This is a genomic window from Pseudomonas sp. R45(2017) (assembly GCF_002112305.1).
Lineage (GTDB): Bacteria > Pseudomonadota > Gammaproteobacteria > Pseudomonadales > Pseudomonadaceae > Aquipseudomonas > Aquipseudomonas paraglycinae.
This window is the reverse complement of sequence record NZ_NEHH01000003.1, coordinates 429,175-446,565: the sequence shown is the minus strand read 5'-3', so window position 1 is coordinate 446,565 and position 17,391 is coordinate 429,175. Positions and strand designations below refer to the sequence as shown.

At 61.7% G+C, this 17,391-nt stretch carries 16 protein-coding genes; 11 read left to right on the top strand and 5 right to left on the bottom strand.

Going from position 1 to position 17,391, the window contains the following annotated elements; genetic code table 11:
- The first annotated feature begins 104 nt into the window (after window positions 1–104).
- Window positions 105–1,031 (top strand): universal stress protein, encoded by a 927-nt coding sequence (locus CAF74_RS09255; RefSeq protein ID WP_085746143.1) that lies wholly within the window; start codon window positions 105–107, stop codon window positions 1,029–1,031.
- A 13-nt stretch (window positions 1,032–1,044) separates the two neighbouring features.
- Here the strand turns inward: CAF74_RS09255 and CAF74_RS09250 are convergent, their stop codons facing one another.
- Window positions 1,045–1,596, bottom strand: a complete 552-nt coding sequence (locus CAF74_RS09250) for a cytochrome b (RefSeq protein ID WP_085746142.1) — start codon at window positions 1,594–1,596, stop codon at window positions 1,045–1,047.
- A gap of 205 nt (window positions 1,597–1,801) precedes the next feature.
- On the opposite strand from CAF74_RS09250, the gene CAF74_RS09245 reads away from it, so the two are divergent.
- Genes CAF74_RS09245 through CAF74_RS09215 form a run of 7 tightly spaced genes read left to right on the top strand, consistent with a single transcriptional unit; the run spans window position 1,802 to window position 8,096 of the window.
- Window positions 1,802–2,479, top strand: coding sequence for a thermostable hemolysin (locus tag CAF74_RS09245; RefSeq protein WP_085746141.1), 678 nt, complete (start codon window positions 1,802–1,804; stop codon window positions 2,477–2,479).
- Window positions 2,469–3,950: an AMP-binding protein gene (locus CAF74_RS09240; RefSeq protein ID WP_085746140.1), complete on the top strand. Its 1,482-nt coding sequence runs from the start codon at window positions 2,469–2,471 to the stop codon at window positions 3,948–3,950. The genes CAF74_RS09245 and CAF74_RS09240 overlap by 11 nt, the downstream gene beginning before the upstream one ends.
- Window positions 3,947–4,621, top strand: a complete 675-nt coding sequence (locus CAF74_RS09235; RefSeq protein ID WP_039767068.1) for a TenA family transcriptional regulator — start codon at window positions 3,947–3,949, stop codon at window positions 4,619–4,621. Before CAF74_RS09240 ends, CAF74_RS09235 begins: the two co-directional genes overlap by 4 nt.
- A complete protein-coding gene (locus CAF74_RS09230) occupies window positions 4,608–5,417 on the top strand; it encodes an SDR family oxidoreductase (protein ID WP_085746139.1) in 810 nt (269 codons plus the stop codon). Before CAF74_RS09235 ends, CAF74_RS09230 begins: the two co-directional genes overlap by 14 nt.
- Window positions 5,414–6,058: a tetratricopeptide repeat protein gene (locus tag CAF74_RS09225; protein WP_085746138.1), complete on the top strand. Its 645-nt coding sequence runs from the start codon at window positions 5,414–5,416 to the stop codon at window positions 6,056–6,058. The genes CAF74_RS09230 and CAF74_RS09225 overlap by 4 nt, the downstream gene beginning before the upstream one ends.
- Before the next feature lie 11 nt (window positions 6,059–6,069).
- Entirely contained in the window at window positions 6,070–6,732 is a 663-nt protein-coding gene (locus CAF74_RS09220) for a response regulator (RefSeq protein ID WP_064379489.1), read from the top strand.
- Window positions 6,729–8,096 carry an ATP-binding protein gene (locus tag CAF74_RS09215; protein ID WP_085746137.1) on the top strand — a complete coding sequence of 456 codons (1,368 nt, stop codon included), beginning with the start codon at window positions 6,729–6,731 and terminating at the stop codon, window positions 8,094–8,096. Before CAF74_RS09220 ends, CAF74_RS09215 begins: the two co-directional genes overlap by 4 nt.
- Before the next feature lie 22 nt (window positions 8,097–8,118).
- On the opposite strand, the gene CAF74_RS09210 is transcribed toward CAF74_RS09215, so the two are convergent.
- Window positions 8,119–9,381 (bottom strand): MFS transporter, encoded by a 1,263-nt coding sequence (locus CAF74_RS09210; RefSeq protein WP_085746136.1) that lies wholly within the window; start codon window positions 9,379–9,381, stop codon window positions 8,119–8,121.
- A 97-nt stretch (window positions 9,382–9,478) separates the two neighbouring features.
- Window positions 9,479–10,366, bottom strand: a complete 888-nt coding sequence (locus CAF74_RS09205) for a LysR family transcriptional regulator (RefSeq protein ID WP_085746135.1) — start codon at window positions 10,364–10,366, stop codon at window positions 9,479–9,481.
- Between the two features lie 133 nt (window positions 10,367–10,499).
- Here CAF74_RS09205 and CAF74_RS09200 point away from each other — a divergent pair, with 133 nt between their 5' ends.
- On the top strand, window positions 10,500–12,149 hold the full coding sequence (locus CAF74_RS09200; protein ID WP_085746134.1) for a GMC family oxidoreductase: 1,650 nt from the start codon (window positions 10,500–10,502) through the stop codon (window positions 12,147–12,149).
- An 81-nt stretch (window positions 12,150–12,230) separates the two neighbouring features.
- Window positions 12,231–13,853 (top strand): MFS transporter, encoded by a 1,623-nt coding sequence (locus CAF74_RS09195; protein WP_085746133.1) that lies wholly within the window; start codon window positions 12,231–12,233, stop codon window positions 13,851–13,853.
- Between the two features lie 49 nt (window positions 13,854–13,902).
- On the opposite strand, the gene CAF74_RS09190 is transcribed toward CAF74_RS09195, so the two are convergent.
- The gene (locus CAF74_RS09190; RefSeq protein ID WP_064379499.1) at window positions 13,903–14,271 is read right to left on the bottom strand and encodes a DUF427 domain-containing protein; all 369 of its coding nucleotides are present in this window, start codon (window positions 14,269–14,271) and stop codon (window positions 13,903–13,905) included.
- Window positions 14,272–14,442: 171 nt separating this feature from the next.
- Here CAF74_RS09190 and CAF74_RS09185 point away from each other — a divergent pair, with 171 nt between their 5' ends.
- Window positions 14,443–15,657, top strand: a complete 1,215-nt coding sequence (locus tag CAF74_RS09185) for an MFS transporter (RefSeq protein WP_085746132.1) — start codon at window positions 14,443–14,445, stop codon at window positions 15,655–15,657.
- An 80-nt stretch (window positions 15,658–15,737) separates the two neighbouring features.
- On the opposite strand, the gene CAF74_RS09180 is transcribed toward CAF74_RS09185, so the two are convergent.
- The gene (locus CAF74_RS09180; protein WP_085746131.1) at window positions 15,738–17,144 is read right to left on the bottom strand and encodes a serralysin family metalloprotease; all 1,407 of its coding nucleotides are present in this window, start codon (window positions 17,142–17,144) and stop codon (window positions 15,738–15,740) included.
- Window positions 17,145–17,391: the final 247 nt, after the last annotated feature.

Below are 17,391 nucleotides of genomic sequence, written 5' to 3'. Positions count from 1 at the left end.
GCGTTCTGCCGACCATCGGTTGTTTGACAAAGATCAAACGGCCACCCCGCGCCTGGCGCAGCCTGTAACCATCGGTTCAAGTGTCCTGCCAAAGGAGAGTCGTCATGTCAGAGCAATCGCGTTACATGCTGGTCGCCTCACCCCTGATGGAAAACAACCCTGCCTTCGACCGTGCAGCGGCACTGGCCAAGGCGGCGGGCGCGGCCCTGCACATCGTGGCTTTCGATTATCTGGAAGGTCTGGCGACCGCCAGCATGGTCAACGAGCAAGCACTGGAACAGATGCGAATCGGCTATATCGAGCGTCATCGTCAGTGGCTCGAAGAACGGGCGCATTCGATGCGCAAGCTCGGGGTCACCGTCACCACGGAAGTGGTGTGGGTGGAACGGCCCTTACAGGAAATCCTCATTCACCTCAGAGAACAGCCCATGGCGGCGTTGATCAAGGCGCTGGAGCCGGAATCGCTCCTGTCACGGTTGATGTTCACCCCGCTGGATATTCACCTGCTGCGCGAATGCCCGGTGCCGCTGCATTTCGTCAGCCATGTCGGGCATGCCCTGCCCCGCAAGATCCTGGCCGCCGTGGACCCGTTCCACCGTGACGGGCAGTACGCCGGCTTCAACGACCGGATCCTGCGCGAGGCCGCCAAACTGGCCAGCCTGTGCAATGCCGAACTCGACGTGCTGTATGCCCATGATCTGTCATCAATCAGCGCCAGTGAATTCGGCTTCAACAATGCCTCGGCGTTCTTCTCCTCCAGCTCCGCCAAGTCCCTGTTCGATGCCCAGGCTGCCGCCTTTCGCGAACTGGCCGAGCGCAACGGCATTCCGGACGAGCGTCAGCACATGGTCATGGGCAACCCGGCCAAGGTGCTGTGCAGCTACGCGAGCGGGTATGACATCGACATGATCGTCATGGGCCGCGTCGGCCATCGCGGCGCAGGCCGGCTGGTCGGCAGCACGGTAGAACACCTGCTGTACAAGATTCCGTGCAGCGTATGGGTGGTGTCGCCGGAACACCTGGCTGACTGAGCGGGCCTGGTCCTCAGGAGCGATTGCGCCCGCCCAGCATCCGGTCCAGGGTGTCGTCGCCGACCCAGTAATGATGGAACAGTCCGGCAGCGGCATGCAGGCCGATCAGCCAGTAACCGGCATTGCCGATCAGCTCGTGCCAGCTCTTGATCTGCTTGGCCAGATCCGGATCGACCGCCACCGGCGCCGGCACATGAAAGCCGAAATACGGAAAAGGTTTGTCGCCGGCCGCGAGCATCAGCCAGGCCAGCACCGGGGTGGCGATCATCAGCCCATACAGGGCCAGGTGCATCAGGTGCGCGATTGCCGTCTGCCAGGCAGGCGGTTTGGGGGTGATCGGCGGACGCGGCGTCAGGCGGCCAAACAGGCGCACCCACACCAGAACGAAAATGCTCGCGCCGAACATCCCGTGCAGGCCCATTAACAGGCCCCGCGCTTCGCTGCCTCGGGGCATGAAGCCTTTGATTTCAACGCAGGCATACACGCCCACGAACAGCGCCAGCATCAGCCAGTGCAAGGTGATCGACAGTTTTCCATAACGGGGTGCGGCCATGTCGCGGGTCATAGTTGCCTCGTGATTGTTGTAAGCGACGGCCGACTCGTTCGGCTGTCTCGATCCGGTTGCCGGGCGAACCGACGGCGTCACACTGCCGTGACAGTCTTAAGACAATCTGAAGATCCGTCGTTCGTTAACCTTTTTTCACCTTCAGACTTCGTTAAGAAATGGTCCGGATACTCCACTCAAACCTATTGAGGGAGGCGTTCAGCCCATGCCCGATTCTGACTGGAACATCCACCTGCCCCTGCGTTTTGGCCAAGGCGAAACACCGCAGATGCAGCTGTCGAGCGCCCAACCCGGCGACGCTCAACGGGCGGCGTTCGAAGCGTTTATTCAACAACGTTTTCGCAAGGCCCACGGCGCCGATATCCGCCATTTCATGCCTGAACTGTTTGGTGTGCACAACGACTCCGGGGACTTGTGCGCGGTCGCTGGAGTACGTCGTGCGCACCTTGAACCACTTTTTCTCGAACGTTACCTGGATGAACCGATCGAGCCGTTGATCAGCGCGGCGGCAGACCATCCGGTGGAGCGCAGCGCGATTGTCGAAGTCGGCAACCTTGCCGCCAACGACACCGGCAGCGCACGCCTGAGCATCATTGCCATCACTTACCTGTTGGCCATGGGCGGTCTGGAATGGGTGACCTTCACCGGCAATATCGGACTGGTCAACAGCTTCCATCGCCTGGGTCTGAAACCGGTGACGCTGTGCGCCGCTGACCCGGAGCGTCTGGGCGATGACCGTCACCACTGGGGCAGTTACTACGAAAGCAAACCCTGGGTGCACGTGGGCAATATCCGCTCCGGTTTCATCCATCTGCGCAACATCGGTCTGTTCAGCCGGCTGGGATTGCCGACGTCTATCGAAGGAGCTTGCCATGTCGCTTGAACGGCAACGATTCCAGGAAACCCTGCGCAGCCATGCAGGACGCAATGACAACGCCCTGGCGTTGTGGGGCGACACGCTGAAAATCAGCTACACGACGCTGTACGCCGAGGTGATGTACCGCCAGCAGCGCTTGCGCGATGAAAACGTGAAGGTCATTGCCCTGGCACTGGATAACGGTGTCGAGGCCATACTCTGGGATCTGGCGGCGTTGTTTGAAGGCTTGACGTGCGTGACCCTGCCGCCGTTCTTCAGTCCGGCACAACGTGCCCATTGCCTGGAACAAAGCCAAGCCGAACGGGTGATCGCTGAATCGGAGTTGAAGAGCGAACTGCTCGCCGCCGGTTATGAACGACGCGGTGAATTCTGGTGCCGCGCCTTTGAAGGCCCGAACCGCCTGCCAGTCGGCACCGCCAAACTGACGTTTACCTCCGGGACCACCGGTACACCGAAGGGCGTGTGCCTGAGCGCCGACAGTCTGCTGCGGGTCGCTCGGGAGCTGGAAGAGGCCAGCAAACCCACAGCCCCTCAACATCACGTGGCGTTGCTGCCGCTGGCGATCCTGCTGGAGAACCTCGGCTGTTACGCCGCGCTGTACGCCGGTGCGACGCTGAGCGTGCCGAGCCAGAAAACCCTGGGCATCCAGGGCGCCAGCGGCGTCGACCTGCCGCGCTTGTTGGGCTGTCTGGCCAGCCGGGCACCCGAGAGTCTGATCCTGGTGCCGCAATTGCTTTTGCTGTTGGTCAGCGCCGCCGAACAGAAAGCCTTCGATCCGCAATCGCTGCGTTTTGCCGCCGTTGGTGGTGCACGGGTATCCGAGGATCTGCTGCACCGCGCGCAACGGGTCGGCCTGCCGGTCTACGAAGGCTACGGCCTGTCCGAGTGCGCCTCGGTAGTCTGTCTCAACCGGCCTGGGGCTCGACGTCCGGGCAGCGTCGGGCGGCCCCTGCCCCACGTCGATGTGCGCTTGGCCGAAGACGGTGAGGTGTTGATCAAAGGCTCGACCCTGCTCGGTTACCTTGGCGAACCGGCGTACACCGATGAGTGGTGGCCCAGCGGCGATCTGGGGGAGTTCGACCCGGAAGGTTTTCTCTACCTCAAGGGCCGCAAGAAGCATCAGTTCGTCACCAGTTTCGGCCGCAACGTCAACCCGGAATGGGTCGAATCCGAACTGACCCAGCGTCATCACATCGCCCAGGCCTTTGTGTATGGCGAAGCCTTGCCGCACAACCACGCCCTGCTCTGGCCGCACCGTCCGGACTGCACCGATGCTCAGCTCGCCGCCGCCGTCGCCGCTGCCAACGAGGCCTTGCCCGATTACGCCCAGGTGCATCACTGGACACGTCTCAAACAACCTTTCACGGCCGCCAACGGCCTGCTCACCGCCAACGGTCGCCCGCGCCGCGAGGCAATCGTCGCGCAGTACCGCGCCGTGCTTACCGAATCCGCCCTTTCCGAGGAATCCGCACCATGAGTTTTTTCGACACCCTGCAAGAAGCCACGCACCAGGAACGCCACGAGCTGTTCAATCTGCCGATCATTCTCGATGCGCTGCAAGGCAAGGTCAGCCTTGAAAGTTATCGCGCGTTTCTCGCCCAGGCCTACTACCACGTGCGTCACACCGTACCTCTGATGATGGCCTGTGGTGCACGCCTGCCGACGCACCTGGAATGGCTGCGCAAAGCCGTGTGCGAATACATCGAGGACGAATACGGCCACGAGCAATGGGTGCTCAACGACATCGAGGCCTGTGGCGGAGACCGTAACGCGGTGCGTGATGGCCAGCCGTCGCTGCCGATCGAGCTGATGGTCAGCTTTCTCTACGACCTGATCGCCCGAGGCAATCCGGTGGGTCTGTTTGGCATGGTCAACGTGCTCGAGGGCACCAGCATCGCCCTGGCCACCCATGCGGCGGGCAGTATCCGCGAGCGTCTGGCCCTGCCGGAAACGGCGTTCAGCTACCTCAGTTCCCACGGCTCGCTAGACATCGAGCACATGCAAACCTATCGCCGGCTGATGAATCAGCTGGAAGATCCGGCCGACCAGGCGGCGGTGATCCATGCCTCGAAAGTCGTCTATCGGCTCTACACCGACATGTTCCGCGGCCTGCCCCGTGACGCGGAGGCTCAACATGCAGCTGCATGAAGCCCGTGTGGTGTTGACCGGTGCCAGCGGCGGCATCGGAATGGCGATCACGCGTGCCTTGTGCGCTGCCGGTGCGCAGGTCCTGGCGGTCGCGCGGCATCAGGAATCGCTGCGCCCGTTGCTTGACCTTTACCCACAGAACCTGTGCTGGGTCGCTGCCGACCTGACATTCCTCAGCGACCGCCGCAAGGTGCTGGCCGCCGCCGAGGCCATCGGCGGCATCAACCTGCTGATCAACGCCGCCGGGGTCAATCATTTCGCAATGCTGGAACAGCTCGACGACAGCGACATCAACGCCATGCTGGCGGTGAACATCAGTGCGCCGATCTGCCTGACCAAACTGTTGCTGCCGCTGCTCAAGCAGGCCGACAGTGCCATGGTGGTCAACGTCGGCTCGACCTATGGTTCGATCGGCTATCCCGGTTATGCCAGTTATTGCGCGACCAAGTTTGCCTTGCGCGGATTTTCCGAGGCCTTGCGCCGAGAGTTGGCGGATACCCGGGTCGGTGTGTTGTACGTGGCGCCCCGCGCCACACGCACCGCCATGAACAGCCCCGCCGCCCAGGCATTGAACGACGCACTCAAATCCAGCGTCGACGATCCGCAAGCCGTCGCTGCCGCCGTGATCCATGCGATTGCCGGTGATCGCCGCGACCTCTATCTGGGCTGGCCGGAGCGCTTCTTCGTACGCCTCAACAGCCTGCTGCCCAATCTGGTGGATCGCGGTCTGCGCAAGCAATTGCCATTGATCCGTCGCCTGAGTGAAAAACCTGAAAACGAGACGCCGAAACCATGAAAAAAATTCTCGCCTGTGTGCTGCTGGGCGCCCTCAGTCAAAGTGTCTGGGCGCTGGACGCTGCCGATCAACAACGCCTCAACAGCATCCAGCAGAGCTGGGCGCTCATCCAGTACGAAACACCGGAAAAACAGCGCGCCGCTGCATTTGAACAGTTGGCCGTCCAGGCAACGCACTTCGCCACCGAACGTCCGGCCGTCGCCGAGGCCTGGATCTGGAAAGGCATCGTCACCAGCAGTTGGGCCGGTGCCGAGGGCGGGCTCGGGGCCCTGGGCAAAGCCAAGGACGCCAAGGCCGATCTGGAAAAATCCCTGACCCTCGACCCCAAGGCATTGCAAGGTTCGGCCTACACCAGCCTTGCCGCGCTGTACGACCGGGTACCGGGCTGGCCGATCGGGTTCGGCGACAGCGACAAGGCTGAACAACTGCTCAAACAAGCCCTGCAACTCAACCCCGAGGGAATCGACAGTCTGTACTTCTGGGGCGATCACCTTTACCGTCAAAAACGCTACGCTGAAGCCAAAGCAGCGCTGCTCAAGGCCCTGCAAGCCGCTCCACGCCCAGGCCGGGAAAGTGCCGACGCCGGGCGCCGCAAAGAGATCGCCGCGTTGCTGGTGGACGTGAACAAGAAACTCGACTGACAGGAGTCCGTGTGCGTTTATTACTGATCGAGGATGACGTGGCCCTCGGCGAGGGCATTCATCAGGCGCTGGGGCGCGAGGGTTACACCGTCGACTGGCTCAAGGACGGCAGCAGCGCCCTGCACGCCCTGCTCAGCGAAACCTTTGATCTGGCGGTGCTCGATCTCGGCCTGCCGCGCATGGACGGGCTCGAAGTCCTGCGTCGTCTGCGTGGCAGCGGTTCGAACCTGCCGGTGCTGATCCTCACCGCCCGTGATGCCACCGAAGACCGCATCGCGGGGCTGGATGCCGGCGCCGACGACTATCTGATCAAACCCTTCGACCTGGCCGAGCTCAAGGCCCGCCTGCGCGCCCTGCTGCGACGCAGTGCCGGACGCGCGCAGATGCTGATCGAACATGCCGGCATCAGCCTCAACCCCGGCACCCAGCAAGTCAGCTACCTGGGGCAGCCGGTGGTGCTCACGCCCAAGGAATATCAGTTGTTGCACGAACTGCTCTCGCCGCCGGGTCGGGTCATGACCCGCGACCACCTCACACAACTGCTTTACGGCTGGAACGAAGAAGCCGAAAGCAACACTCTCGAAGTGCATATTCATCACCTGCGCAAGAAATTCTCCACCGACCTGATCCGCACCATTCGCGGCGTGGGTTATCTGGTGGAGGAGCGCCGATGACCTCGATCCGGCGCCGCACTCTGACCCTGATCATCGGCCTGATGCTCGCCGGTCTGACCGTGCTCAGCCTGTTCAATCTGCACGACAGCAACCACGAAATCGCCGAAGTCTACGACGCGCAACTGGCGCAGAACGCACGGTTGCTGCAAGGTGTGATGCGCATGCCGTTGCCGGGGCAGGAGCACGCGGATCTTTATCGGGCGTTCAACTCGGCCCTGGCTGAAGCCGTGCCCAAGGGTGACGGCCATCCCTACGAGAGAAAGCTCGCCTTTCAGGTCTGGAATGCCAAGGGCGAGGTCCTGGTGCATACCGCCAGCGCGCCCTCCTTCAGCACGCCGCCGATCCAGCCAGGCTTCAGTGATGTGGTGGATTTGAACAAGCGCCACTGGCGGGCGTTTGTCCTGGAAGACCGACAGAACGGTTTGCGCATCTGGGTGGGTGAACGCGGTGACGTGCGAGCGGATCTGGTTGACCGGATCGTCCGCCATACCCTGTGGCCGAACGTGATCGGCAGTCTGATCCTGGCGGCGATGATCTGGCTGGCCATCGGCTGGGGTCTCAAGCCTTTGGCCAACATGGCGGCGACCCTGCGCGCCCGCCACAGTGGCGCCCTCGAACCGCTGCAACTGACGCCGCTGCCCAGCGAACTGGAACCAATGCAGGCCGCGCTCAACCGCATGCTTGCGCAGATCCAGGAAGTGCTCGGTCGCGAGCGCCGGTTCATCGCCGACGCCGCCCACGAAATGCGCACGCCGCTGGCGGTTCTGCGGGTACACGCGCAAAACCTGCTGGAAGCCGGCACCGAGCAGGAACGTCGCGAGTCACTCGAGTTTCTGATTGCCGGCGTGGATCGAACCAGCCGACTGGTCAATCAGTTGCTGACCATGGCCCGCCTCGAACCCAAGGCCAGTGCGCCTGCCAACCAACGCATCGACCTTGGCGACACCGTGCGCAACAGTCTGGTGCAGCTCACGCCATGGCTGCTGAGCAAGCATCTGGAACTGGCCTTCGACGTCAGCGAACAACCTTTTCCAGCGTTCGCCGATGCTGCCACCATCGACATTGCCCTGAACAACCTCATCACCAACGCCGCCAACTTCTCCCCGGAGCAAGGCGTGATCAGCGTGCAATTGACCCAGACCGACGGGTTTTACCATTTGAGCGTTGAAGATCAGGGGCCGGGTATCGATGAAGCGGACCGGGCACGACTGTTCGAACGGTTCTACAGCCGGGGCAATCCCGAGGGCGCGGGCCTGGGGCTGACCATCGTCAATACCATCGCCACCCGTCTGGGTGGGCGGATCACCCTGGAAAACCGGGTCGAGGGAGGCCTGCGGGCGACGCTGTCGATTCCCGCTGGTTGACCAGGTCTTGAGACCGTTTGAGTCAAGGCGCAACCATCGGCGGCGCCCTGCCTTGCAGGGTGATTGAGTCGGCATCGGGGCGCGACACCGTCTCCGGCACCGCCACCCAAAGCAGCACCAGCGCCGCCATCGCCACCCCCGCCAAGGTGAGGAACGCAACGCTGTAACCGGCCTCTTGTACCACGATGCCCGCCAGACTGTTGCTCAATGCAGCACCCAGACCGAACACCGTTGAAATCGCCCCGAGACTGACATTGAAATGCCCGGTCCCCTGCGTCAGGTCTTTCACCACCACCGGAAACAGCGCGCCGAAAATCCCCGCGCCGATGCCATCGAGCAACTGCACCGAAACCAGCCACCACGGATCGTTCGACAGCACATACAACACGCCACGCAACGGCAGGATCAGAAACCCCGCCAGCAGCAACGGCTTGCGTCCCCACAGATCCGCTTTCGCTCCCACCAGCAGCGCGACCGGCACCATCACCAGTTGCGCCGCGACGATGCAGGCGGACGTGAGCGGCGTGGCCATCTGCAGATTGGCCTGCGCCAGTTTCTGACTCACCAGCGGCAACATCGCCGCGTTCGCCAGATGAAACAGCGCGCAGCAAATCGCAAACATCAGCAACGGTCGGTTGGTGAGCAACACGGAAAGCCCCGAAGGCTGCTTGCCCTGCCCCGTTTCGCTGGGATTCAGGCCTCGGGCGAGATCGTGGTCAATCGCGTCTGCCGACACAAAGGAAACGGCAATCACACTGGCCAGCGCCATGACCGCCATCAAATAAAACACCGCGACCGGGCCGAACAGGTACGCGGACAAACCGGCCAACAACGCGGCGCAGGCGTTGCCGGCGTGATTGAAAGTTTCGTTGCGCCCGGTTCTTCGCGTGAAGGCACGAGGCCCGGTAATGCCGAGGGTGATCGCGCAAATGGCCGGCGCGAAAATCGAAGCGGCGACGGCACTGATAGCTTGCGTCACCGCCACCAGGCTGAACGACGTCACAAACGGCAGCAGCAGACAGCTTGCGGTGACCACCAGCGCGGCAATCGCGATCAGCGCCCGTTTGAAGCGCGTGCTGTCAACCAGTGCGCCTGCCGGGGTCTGCGTGATGAGCGCGGCGATCCCGGCAATCGTCATCACCAGACCAATGCTCGCCGGCTCCCAGTGGTGAACCGCCAACAGGTAAATCGCGAGATAAGGACCGAGCCCGTCACGCACGTCGGCGAGGAAGAAATTCAGGCTGTCGAGGGACAGGTTATTGCGGCGATCGAGGTGAGTGGCCACGGGTAACGTCTTCGTTGTCGAGGTTCTGCGAGATGACTCAACCTCCGCAAATCGAATGACCTTTTGCCAAGCGTTTTAGTTGCATGAAACAGCTTCTTTACTGGCCCATCAACAACTCGCGCTCGCCTTCGCACAACCCCACCACGTAATCCCAGACCACCCGCAACCGCACCGATTTGTGCAACTCGCGCCGCGTGCTGATCCAGTAACTGCGCTCGATGCTCTCATCCGGCAACAGCGCCACCAGATCCGGATCTGACGCCGCCATGTAACAAGGCAGCACCGCAATCCCCAGCCCCGAGCGCGCCGCCTGCTGCTGGGCGATCACGCTGGTGCTGTGAAACACCACCCGTGGGTTGCGGCAGAAGCTGTTGAGAAACATCAGCTCCTGACTGAACAGCAGATCATCGACATAGCCGATCCACGCATGCCGGCCAAGATCCTCGCGGCTGCGCAATGGCGGCGCGTTGTCCAGGTAGGCGCGGCTGGCATAGAGCGCGAGCCGGTAATCGGTGAGTTTGCGGGTGACCAGCATGTCCGCCGCCGGCCGTTCCAGGTGAATGCTGATTTCCGCCTCGCGGTTGAGGATGCTGACGAAGCGCGGTACCGCCACCAGTTCCACTTCCAGCCCCGGATAGCGTTCGAACAACCCGATCATGCGGCTGGCCAAAAACATGATGCCCAGCCCTTCCGTGACGCCGACGCGAATCTTGCCCAGCGGTGCGGTGGACTGGGTGATTTCTTCCTGGGCGAGCAGCGCGACGTTTTCCATCGCTTCGGCGTGTTTGAGCAGCGCCTCCCCCGCCGGTGTCATTTCGTAGCCTTGGGCGTGCTGGACGAAGAGCGCGGTGCCGAGGCTTTTTTCGATGGCCTCGATATGCCGGGCCACGGTGGCGTGAGTGGTGTTCAGGCGGCGGGCGGCAGTGAGCAAGCGCCCGCAGCGTTGCAACTCAAGAAAGAACCGCAGGTCGTTCCAGTCGAACATGGCTTGTCCTTGTCGGCTATCGTCAGGAAGCGCTGTTTGAAAACGCACAGCGGCTGCGCAAAAACTAACATTCTTTTGACGAAAGCTAACAACTAGGATGATCGATAACAAAAACAATAAGCGAGGTCAGGGAATGCAGACTTCCCTCGATGAATTCGATTACATCGTGGTCGGCGCCGGGCCGGCCGGGTGTTTGCTGGCCAATCGGCTGTCGGCGGATCCGCAGCAGCGCGTGCTGTTGCTGGAGGCCGGCGGGCGCGACAACTACCCGTGGATTCACATCCCCGTGGGTTACCTGTTCTGCATCGGCAACCCGCGCACCGACTGGTGCTTCAAGACCGAAGAGCAACCGGGCCTCAATGGCCGCGCGCTGAGTTATCCGCGCGGCAAGGTGCTGGGCGGCTGTTCGTCGATCAATGGCATGATCTACATGCGCGGCCAGGCCAACGACTATGACGGCTGGGCTGCCGAGGGTAATCCGGGCTGGGCCTGGAACGACGTGCTGCCACTGTTCAAGCAGAGCGAAAACCACTTCGCCGGCGCGGCGGATTTTCATGGCGACAAGGGTGAGTGGCGAGTCGAACGCCAGCGCCTGTCGTGGCCGATTCTCGATGCCTTCCGCAGTGCTGCCGAGCAGAGCGGCATCGCCAGCATCGATGACTTCAACCAGGGCGACAACGAGGGTTGCGGCTACTTTCAGGTCAATCAGAAAGCCGGGGTACGCTGGAACGCGGCGAAGGCGTTTCTGAAGCCGATTCGCGATCGGGCCAATCTCACGGTGTTGACTGACGTCGAGGTTGATCGCGTGTTGTTCGAGGACGGTCGCGCTTCGAAAGTCAGCGCCCGGTGGCAGGGTCAACAAAAGAGTTTCAAGGCGCGCAAGGAGATCGTGTTGTGCGCCGGCTCCGTGGGCTCGCCGAGCATTCTGCAACGCTCCGGAATCGGCCCGCGTCCGCTGCTCGAAAAGCTCGGGATCGGCGTGGTACATGAGCTACCCGGTGTCGGCGGCAACCTGCAGGATCACCTGCAACTGCGCCTGATCTACAAACTGGAAAACGCCCGCACCCTCAACCAGATCGCCGGCAGTGTGTGGGGCAAGATGGGCATGGGCCTGCGCTATCTGTATGACCGCAGCGGGCCTTTGTCGATGGCGCCGAGTCAGCTGGGCGCGTTTGCCCGATCCGGGCCGGAACAGACCTCGGCCAACCTCGAATATCACGTGCAGCCGCTGTCGCTGGAGCGTTTTGGCGAACCGCTGCACAGCTTCCCTGCGTTCACCGCGTCGGTGTGTGATTTGCGGCCGCAGAGCCGTGGTCGGGTCGAGATCCGCTCCGCCGATCCGAAAGAAGCCCCGCTGATTCAACCCAATTACCTCAGCCATCCCGAAGACCTGCGCGTGGCCGCCGATGCGATTCGCCTGACCCGGCGCATCGTCAGCGCCCCGGCCCTGCAAGCCTTCAACCCGGTGGAATACCTGCCAGGCGCCAGCCTGCAAACCGAAGAACAACTGCACGAAGCGGCGGCGAAGATCGGCACGACGATTTTCCACCCGGTCGGCACCTGTCGCATGGGCAACGACGCGGACGCGGTGGTCGATGCGCAGTTGCGCGTGCACGGCGTACCGGGCCTGCGGATTGCCGATGCGTCGATCATGCCGCGCATTACCTCGGGCAACACCTGTTCGCCTACGCTGATGATTGCTGAAAAAGCGGCTCAGCTGATTCTCACCCCAACCGCCCGGAGTTTTCCCGCCGAAGAAAAAGCACTGACCGCACTCTCTTGACCAAAGGAACAGCGGCGCACGCCCACAAGGTCGGCGCCGACAGTGGAAACAACAAAAACAATCACTGTGAGGGATACCGATATGTCAGAACACGCTCAACCGCTGGACGCCGTGCGCAGCACGGACGCCAGCCCCGATACCCGAAAAGTCATCTTCGCCTCGTCCCTGGGGACGGTGTTCGAGTGGTATGACTTCTTTCTCTACGGCGCCCTGGCGGCGGTCATCAGCAAGCAGTTCTTCGCCGGAGTCAACGACACCACCGCGTTCATCTTCGCGCTCATGGCGTTTGCTGCAGGCTTCATCGTGCGGCCGTTCGGGGCGCTGGTGTTCGGGCGGTTGGGGGACATGATCGGGCGCAAATACACCTTCCTCGCAACCATCATTCTGATGGGTGTGGCGACGTTCGCCGTGGGCCTGCTGCCGACCTACGCCAGCATCGGCATCGCCGCACCGATCATTCTTGTTGTGTTGCGCATGCTGCAGGGCCTGGCCCTTGGCGGCGAATATGGCGGCGCCGCAACTTACGTGGCGGAGCACGCGCCGATCGGCAAACGCGGTTTCCACACAAGCTGGATTCAATCCACTGCCACCCTCGGTCTGCTGCTGTCGCTGCTGGTGGTGCTCGGTTGCCGCTACTTCACCGGCGATCAGTTCGAAGTCTGGGGCTGGCGCATTCCGTTCCTGCTGTCGATCGTGCTGCTGGGCATTTCCACCTGGATTCGCCTGAGCCTGCACGAGTCGCCGGCCTATCTGAAAATGAAAGAGGAAGGCAAGGCCAGCAAGGCGCCGATCCGCGAATCCTTTGGTAAATGGGAAAACCTCAAGGTAGTGCTGATCGCACTGTTCAGCATCAACGCCGGCCAGGCGGTGACCTTTTATGCGGCGCAGTTCTACGTGCTGTTCTTCCTCACCCAGTTCCTGAAAATGGACCCGGCGGTGGCCAACAGTCTGTTGATCATCAGCGTGGTGATCGGCGCGCCGTTCTTCATCATTTTCGGCTGGCTGTCGGACAAGGTAGGGCGCAAACCGGTGCTGATGCTCGGCCTGCTGCTGGCCACCGCGCTGTACTTCCCGATCTTCAAATCCCTGGCCCACTACGCCAACCCGGCCATCGACCACGCCAGCCGTCAGGCACCGATCACCGTGGTGGCTGACCCGGCGACCTGCACCTTCCAGTTCGATCCGGTGGGCAAGGCCAAATTCGACAGCCCGTGCGACAAGGTCAAGACCTTCCTGGTCAAGCAAGGCCTGCCCTACTCCAGCGTCGCCGCCCCAGCGGGCAGCACGGTGCAGGTGAGCGTCGGCGATGTGAAACTCGACGGCTTCGACGAAGCGGCACTGCGCGGTGCCATCACCCTCGCCGGTTATCCGCAACAGGCTGACATGCAGCAGATCAACAAACCGATGATCGTGGCCCTGATCGTCGGCCTGATCATCATCTCCGCCATGTGCTACGGCCCGCTCGCGGCGCTGATGGTCGAACTGTTCCCGACCCGCATCCGCTACACCTCGATGTCCCTGCCGTACCACATCGGTAACGGCTGGTTCGGCGGTTTCCTGCCGACCGTGTCGTTTGCGCTGGTGGTGTACACCGGGGATATCTTCTACGGGCTGTGGTACCCGGTGCTGATTACCGGGGTGAGCCTGGTGGTGGGAATGATCTGTCTGCGTGAGACGAAGAATATCGATCTGGACAAGAACTGATTGATATTCGTGTGGCGGGGGCGCAATGCCCTCGCCACTCTGCTGGATCTCAAACCTCCGCCTCCAGCAATTCAAATTTCACCTGATCGGGATAAAACGCCACATAGTCCTTGATCTGGCTCACCGAAATCTTCGGATTTTCGTACGTCCACACCGCATTCGCCCCTTCATGCCCCGGCACTTGCAGACTGAAATAGTTGGCATCGCCCTTGTACGGGCAGTAGGTGGTGTGGTCGGTGCGGGCGAAGTATTTTTCGTCGATGTCTTCGCGCGGGATGTAGTAGACCGGCGGGTAATTGGCTTCGAGCAGCACCAGCGCTCGGGCCGAGGCGGCGACTTGTATGCCGTGGAATTTCACAAGCAGGCAGCCTGGCTGCTCGGCGATGGTGATGACGGGACTGGGACCGGAAGTTTTCATCGGTTTCTCCTGACTGCGGCGAAGGCACCGGTTCAGGTATAACCCATGCGGGGGAATCTCGTCGGGTTCGCAGCCGAACGGTTTTTCTCCGATCAGATATGACCGCCGCTTGCGGAGGCGGCGGATTCTGGTTTCATATCACGCCCAAAACGCCCACCGACAGGAGTCATCATGCGCAAGGATTACCTGGCTTTTTTCATCTCGCTGTTCCTGTCGCGGTTGGCGGACCAGATCCTGTTGTTCATCGTGCCGTTGGTGGTATTCCAGACCACCAACAGCGCGTCCTGGGCGGGGCTTGCGTTCTTCGTCGAGTCGCTGCCGCGTTTTCTCGCGTTTCCGTTGTGCGGGGCCCTGTGCGACAAGTTCTCGCCCATCAGAATCCTGCACATCAGTCAGGTCTACCGGGCGCTGCTCTGCGTGCTGGCAGTAGGGCTTTATGCCGTCTTCGGCGGTATCGCATGGCTGGTGGTGCTGTCAGCGCTGTGCGGCGTGCTGACGACTCAGGGCATCATGGCCCGCGAAGTGCTGATGCCGCATATCTTCCAACACTACAGCTACACCAAAACCCTTTCCTACTCGCAGATAGCCGACCAGACCGGACTGGTTCTGGGGCCCTTGGTGGCGGCATTGCTGCTGGAGTTTTCGGCTTGGCACTGGGTGGTGCTGTGGGTGGCCGGACTGTTCCTGCTGGCCGACCTCAGCATGCTGGTGTGGCAACGTTTCAGCCGTATCGCCCTGGAGGTGTTCGAGCAGCATCAGGACATCTGGCTGCAGCCTCTGCGCATCGCTTTCAGGCATATCCGCGAACAGGCGGAGCTGAAAAAGATCATCACACTGGCTGTGGGGGTCAACCTGATTGTCGGAGTCACCTTGGCCACTTCGGCGGCCATGGTGCTGGGTCAATACAGCGCCGGCAAGGACGACTACGCCGTGCTGCAAGCGGCTGGCGCGGTGACCACCATCGTGATTCTGTTTTTCCTCGCCCGGGTGGTATTGCCGTTGCGCGTACTGGGTGGCGTTGCCTGTTCGATGCTCGCCGCCGGCGCCTTCATTAGCGCCCTGAGCCCGAACCTGGCGGGTTATGTGCTGGGTTTCCTGCTGATCGTCGGTTTCGACAAGATGTTCAACGTTTACATGCGCAGCATTCGCCAGCGAGTCATTCCCCCTCAGGACTTCGGCAAGACTGTGGGCGTGATCACCCTGCTCAACAACTTGTCGCAACCGCTGGCCGGTCTGCTGGTCGCACTGCTCGCGGCGCCATTGGGGACGCAACGTGTGATTCTGATTCTGGCCGTGCTGGCGACGCTGCTGGGCGTGGCGGCTCTCTGGTGGTTTGCCAGAGTACGTAATGCCCACGCCACGTCGATCCTCGAGACCGAGCAGTAACGGATTTCACTGTCGTAGAGCGATGTCCAAAAACAAAAAAACCGCAGCCTGCGAAGGACTGCGGTTTTTCCGTTTTCAGATCAGGCGACGATATCGGTAGCCACCGCCTGCCCCACCACACCCACGGCGAAGTCCACCGAACCCTGGCCTGTCAGGTCGATCATCAGGCTGGTCTGGTTGGTCTGTTCGAAGTACGTAAGGATCGCATCGCCCGCGTGCCCGGTGAAGCCGCTGACGAAGTTCAGCGTGGCTGCGCCGGTGGCGAACCCGGCGATGCCCGACAGGTCGATCTTGTCCAGGCCGCTGGTGAAATCCATGATCCAGTCCGGCGAAGTCATGGTCGAGTCGCTGGCCGCGCCGAACACGAAGGTGTCTGCGCCTTCACCACCCCACAGCGAATCACCGCCGCCACCGCCGTAAATGATGTCGTTGCCGGCACCGCCGATCAGGTCGTTGGCCGCCGCGTTGCCGATCAGCAGGTCATTGCCCGAACCGCCAATGGCGTTTTCCACGGTCACGCCGTGGGCGATGGACACGTTGCCCACCAGACCGCCGACGTCGGAGAACGAACCTTCGTTGAGGTTGATCTTCTGGTTCTGGCTGAAGCCGGAGAAATCCAGGGTGTCATTGCCGCCGCCGTCCCATACCGAGAACACCACTTTGGAGGTGTTCGACGTGGCGCTGTAGAAGTCGCGATCGGCGTTGGAGTTGAAGCCGTACACGGTGTTGTCGGCACGGGTTTCGAAGTTGGCGCCGTAGAGTTTCTGTACTGCGACGATGTCATCCATCAACGGTGCCGAGGCGTAGGCGCCGCTGCCGTCCTTGCTGAAGTTCTGGTCGGTGTTGGCCTCGCTCCAGTAGCTCATCAGGCTGTAGCCACGGGTGTCTTCGGCGTATTTGGCGTCACCGTAGGTCGGGTTGCCGTTGCCGGCGTTGTAGGCGCCCGGGTGCGACAGGCCAAGGGTGTGGCCGATTTCGTGGGTCAGAGTCTGACGCCCGTAGTTGTTGGTGTCCGGGGTCTTGTTGACCTGGTACTGATCGTTGATCAGGTACCACGATTGGCCGTCGTAGCTGCTGCCCTGTGGCAGGTAGGCGAACGCTGCGCCGCCGGTGCTGACGTCGTAGTTGCCGAAGGTCATGTGACCGTCGCCACCCTTGCCCTCGGTGAAGGTCACGTTGGCCACGTCCGACCACGATTGCATCGCCAGCACGGCCTGGGCCTTCTGCTGGGCGCTGAACTCGCTGAAGTTGCCGAGTTTCGGGTTGTAGTTCGACGGTTTGTCGGTCAGGAAGGTGTAGGTCAGATCAATCTTGCCGTCGGCATTCCTGTCCTGCCACGACATGCCCTTGCGCAGGATTTCGTCGGCAGCCTGGTCGGCGGTGAACGACGGCTTACCGTTGACGGTCCCGGTGCCGCGATCATACAGGTGGCTGAAAGTGTCGACGGCGGTGAAGGCGCTGCTGGCCTGGGAGGAAGGTTGAGACATGGTGTACGTCCTTGTTTCTGAAGAGTCAGTGTCAGACAGAAAAGCGGCGATCTTCTGGCGAGATCGTCCTGTCACTCGCCTTGTCAGGCAGATTGAACCTGCCACAGCCGCCAACGGGGGCGCTAATCAATTTCTCGATAGCGTCCCGGATTGCCCCGACGCGGCTGTCATGACCGGCAATCCTTTTATCTGTATATCCATACAGATAAAAGTTGCCCGAACGCCCGACTCAGGCCATTCTGTGCGC

What these genes read in the sequence shown, in the direction of transcription:
- CAF74_RS09255 (WP_085746143.1), top strand. Translation starts at nt 105, where the DNA reads ATGTCAGAGCAATCGCGTTACATGCTGGTCGCCTCACCCCTGATGGAA.
- CAF74_RS09250 (WP_085746142.1), bottom strand. Translation starts at nt 1,596, where the DNA reads ATGACCCGCGACATGGCCGCACCCCGTTATGGAAAACTGTCGATCACC.
- CAF74_RS09245 (WP_085746141.1), top strand. Translation starts at nt 1,802, where the DNA reads ATGCCCGATTCTGACTGGAACATCCACCTGCCCCTGCGTTTTGGCCAA.
- CAF74_RS09240 (WP_085746140.1), top strand. Translation starts at nt 2,469, where the DNA reads ATGTCGCTTGAACGGCAACGATTCCAGGAAACCCTGCGCAGCCATGCA.
- CAF74_RS09235 (WP_039767068.1), top strand. Translation starts at nt 3,947, where the DNA reads ATGAGTTTTTTCGACACCCTGCAAGAAGCCACGCACCAGGAACGCCAC.
- CAF74_RS09230 (WP_085746139.1), top strand. Translation starts at nt 4,608, where the DNA reads ATGCAGCTGCATGAAGCCCGTGTGGTGTTGACCGGTGCCAGCGGCGGC.
- CAF74_RS09225 (WP_085746138.1), top strand. Translation starts at nt 5,414, where the DNA reads ATGAAAAAAATTCTCGCCTGTGTGCTGCTGGGCGCCCTCAGTCAAAGT.
- CAF74_RS09215 (WP_085746137.1), top strand. Translation starts at nt 6,729, where the DNA reads ATGACCTCGATCCGGCGCCGCACTCTGACCCTGATCATCGGCCTGATG.
- CAF74_RS09205 (WP_085746135.1), bottom strand. Translation starts at nt 10,366, where the DNA reads ATGTTCGACTGGAACGACCTGCGGTTCTTTCTTGAGTTGCAACGCTGC.
- CAF74_RS09200 (WP_085746134.1), top strand. Translation starts at nt 10,500, where the DNA reads ATGCAGACTTCCCTCGATGAATTCGATTACATCGTGGTCGGCGCCGGG.
- CAF74_RS09195 (WP_085746133.1), top strand. Translation starts at nt 12,231, where the DNA reads ATGTCAGAACACGCTCAACCGCTGGACGCCGTGCGCAGCACGGACGCC.
- CAF74_RS09190 (WP_064379499.1), bottom strand. Translation starts at nt 14,271, where the DNA reads ATGAAAACTTCCGGTCCCAGTCCCGTCATCACCATCGCCGAGCAGCCA.
- CAF74_RS09185 (WP_085746132.1), top strand. Translation starts at nt 14,443, where the DNA reads ATGCGCAAGGATTACCTGGCTTTTTTCATCTCGCTGTTCCTGTCGCGG.
- CAF74_RS09180 (WP_085746131.1), bottom strand. Translation starts at nt 17,144, where the DNA reads ATGTCTCAACCTTCCTCCCAGGCCAGCAGCGCCTTCACCGCCGTCGAC.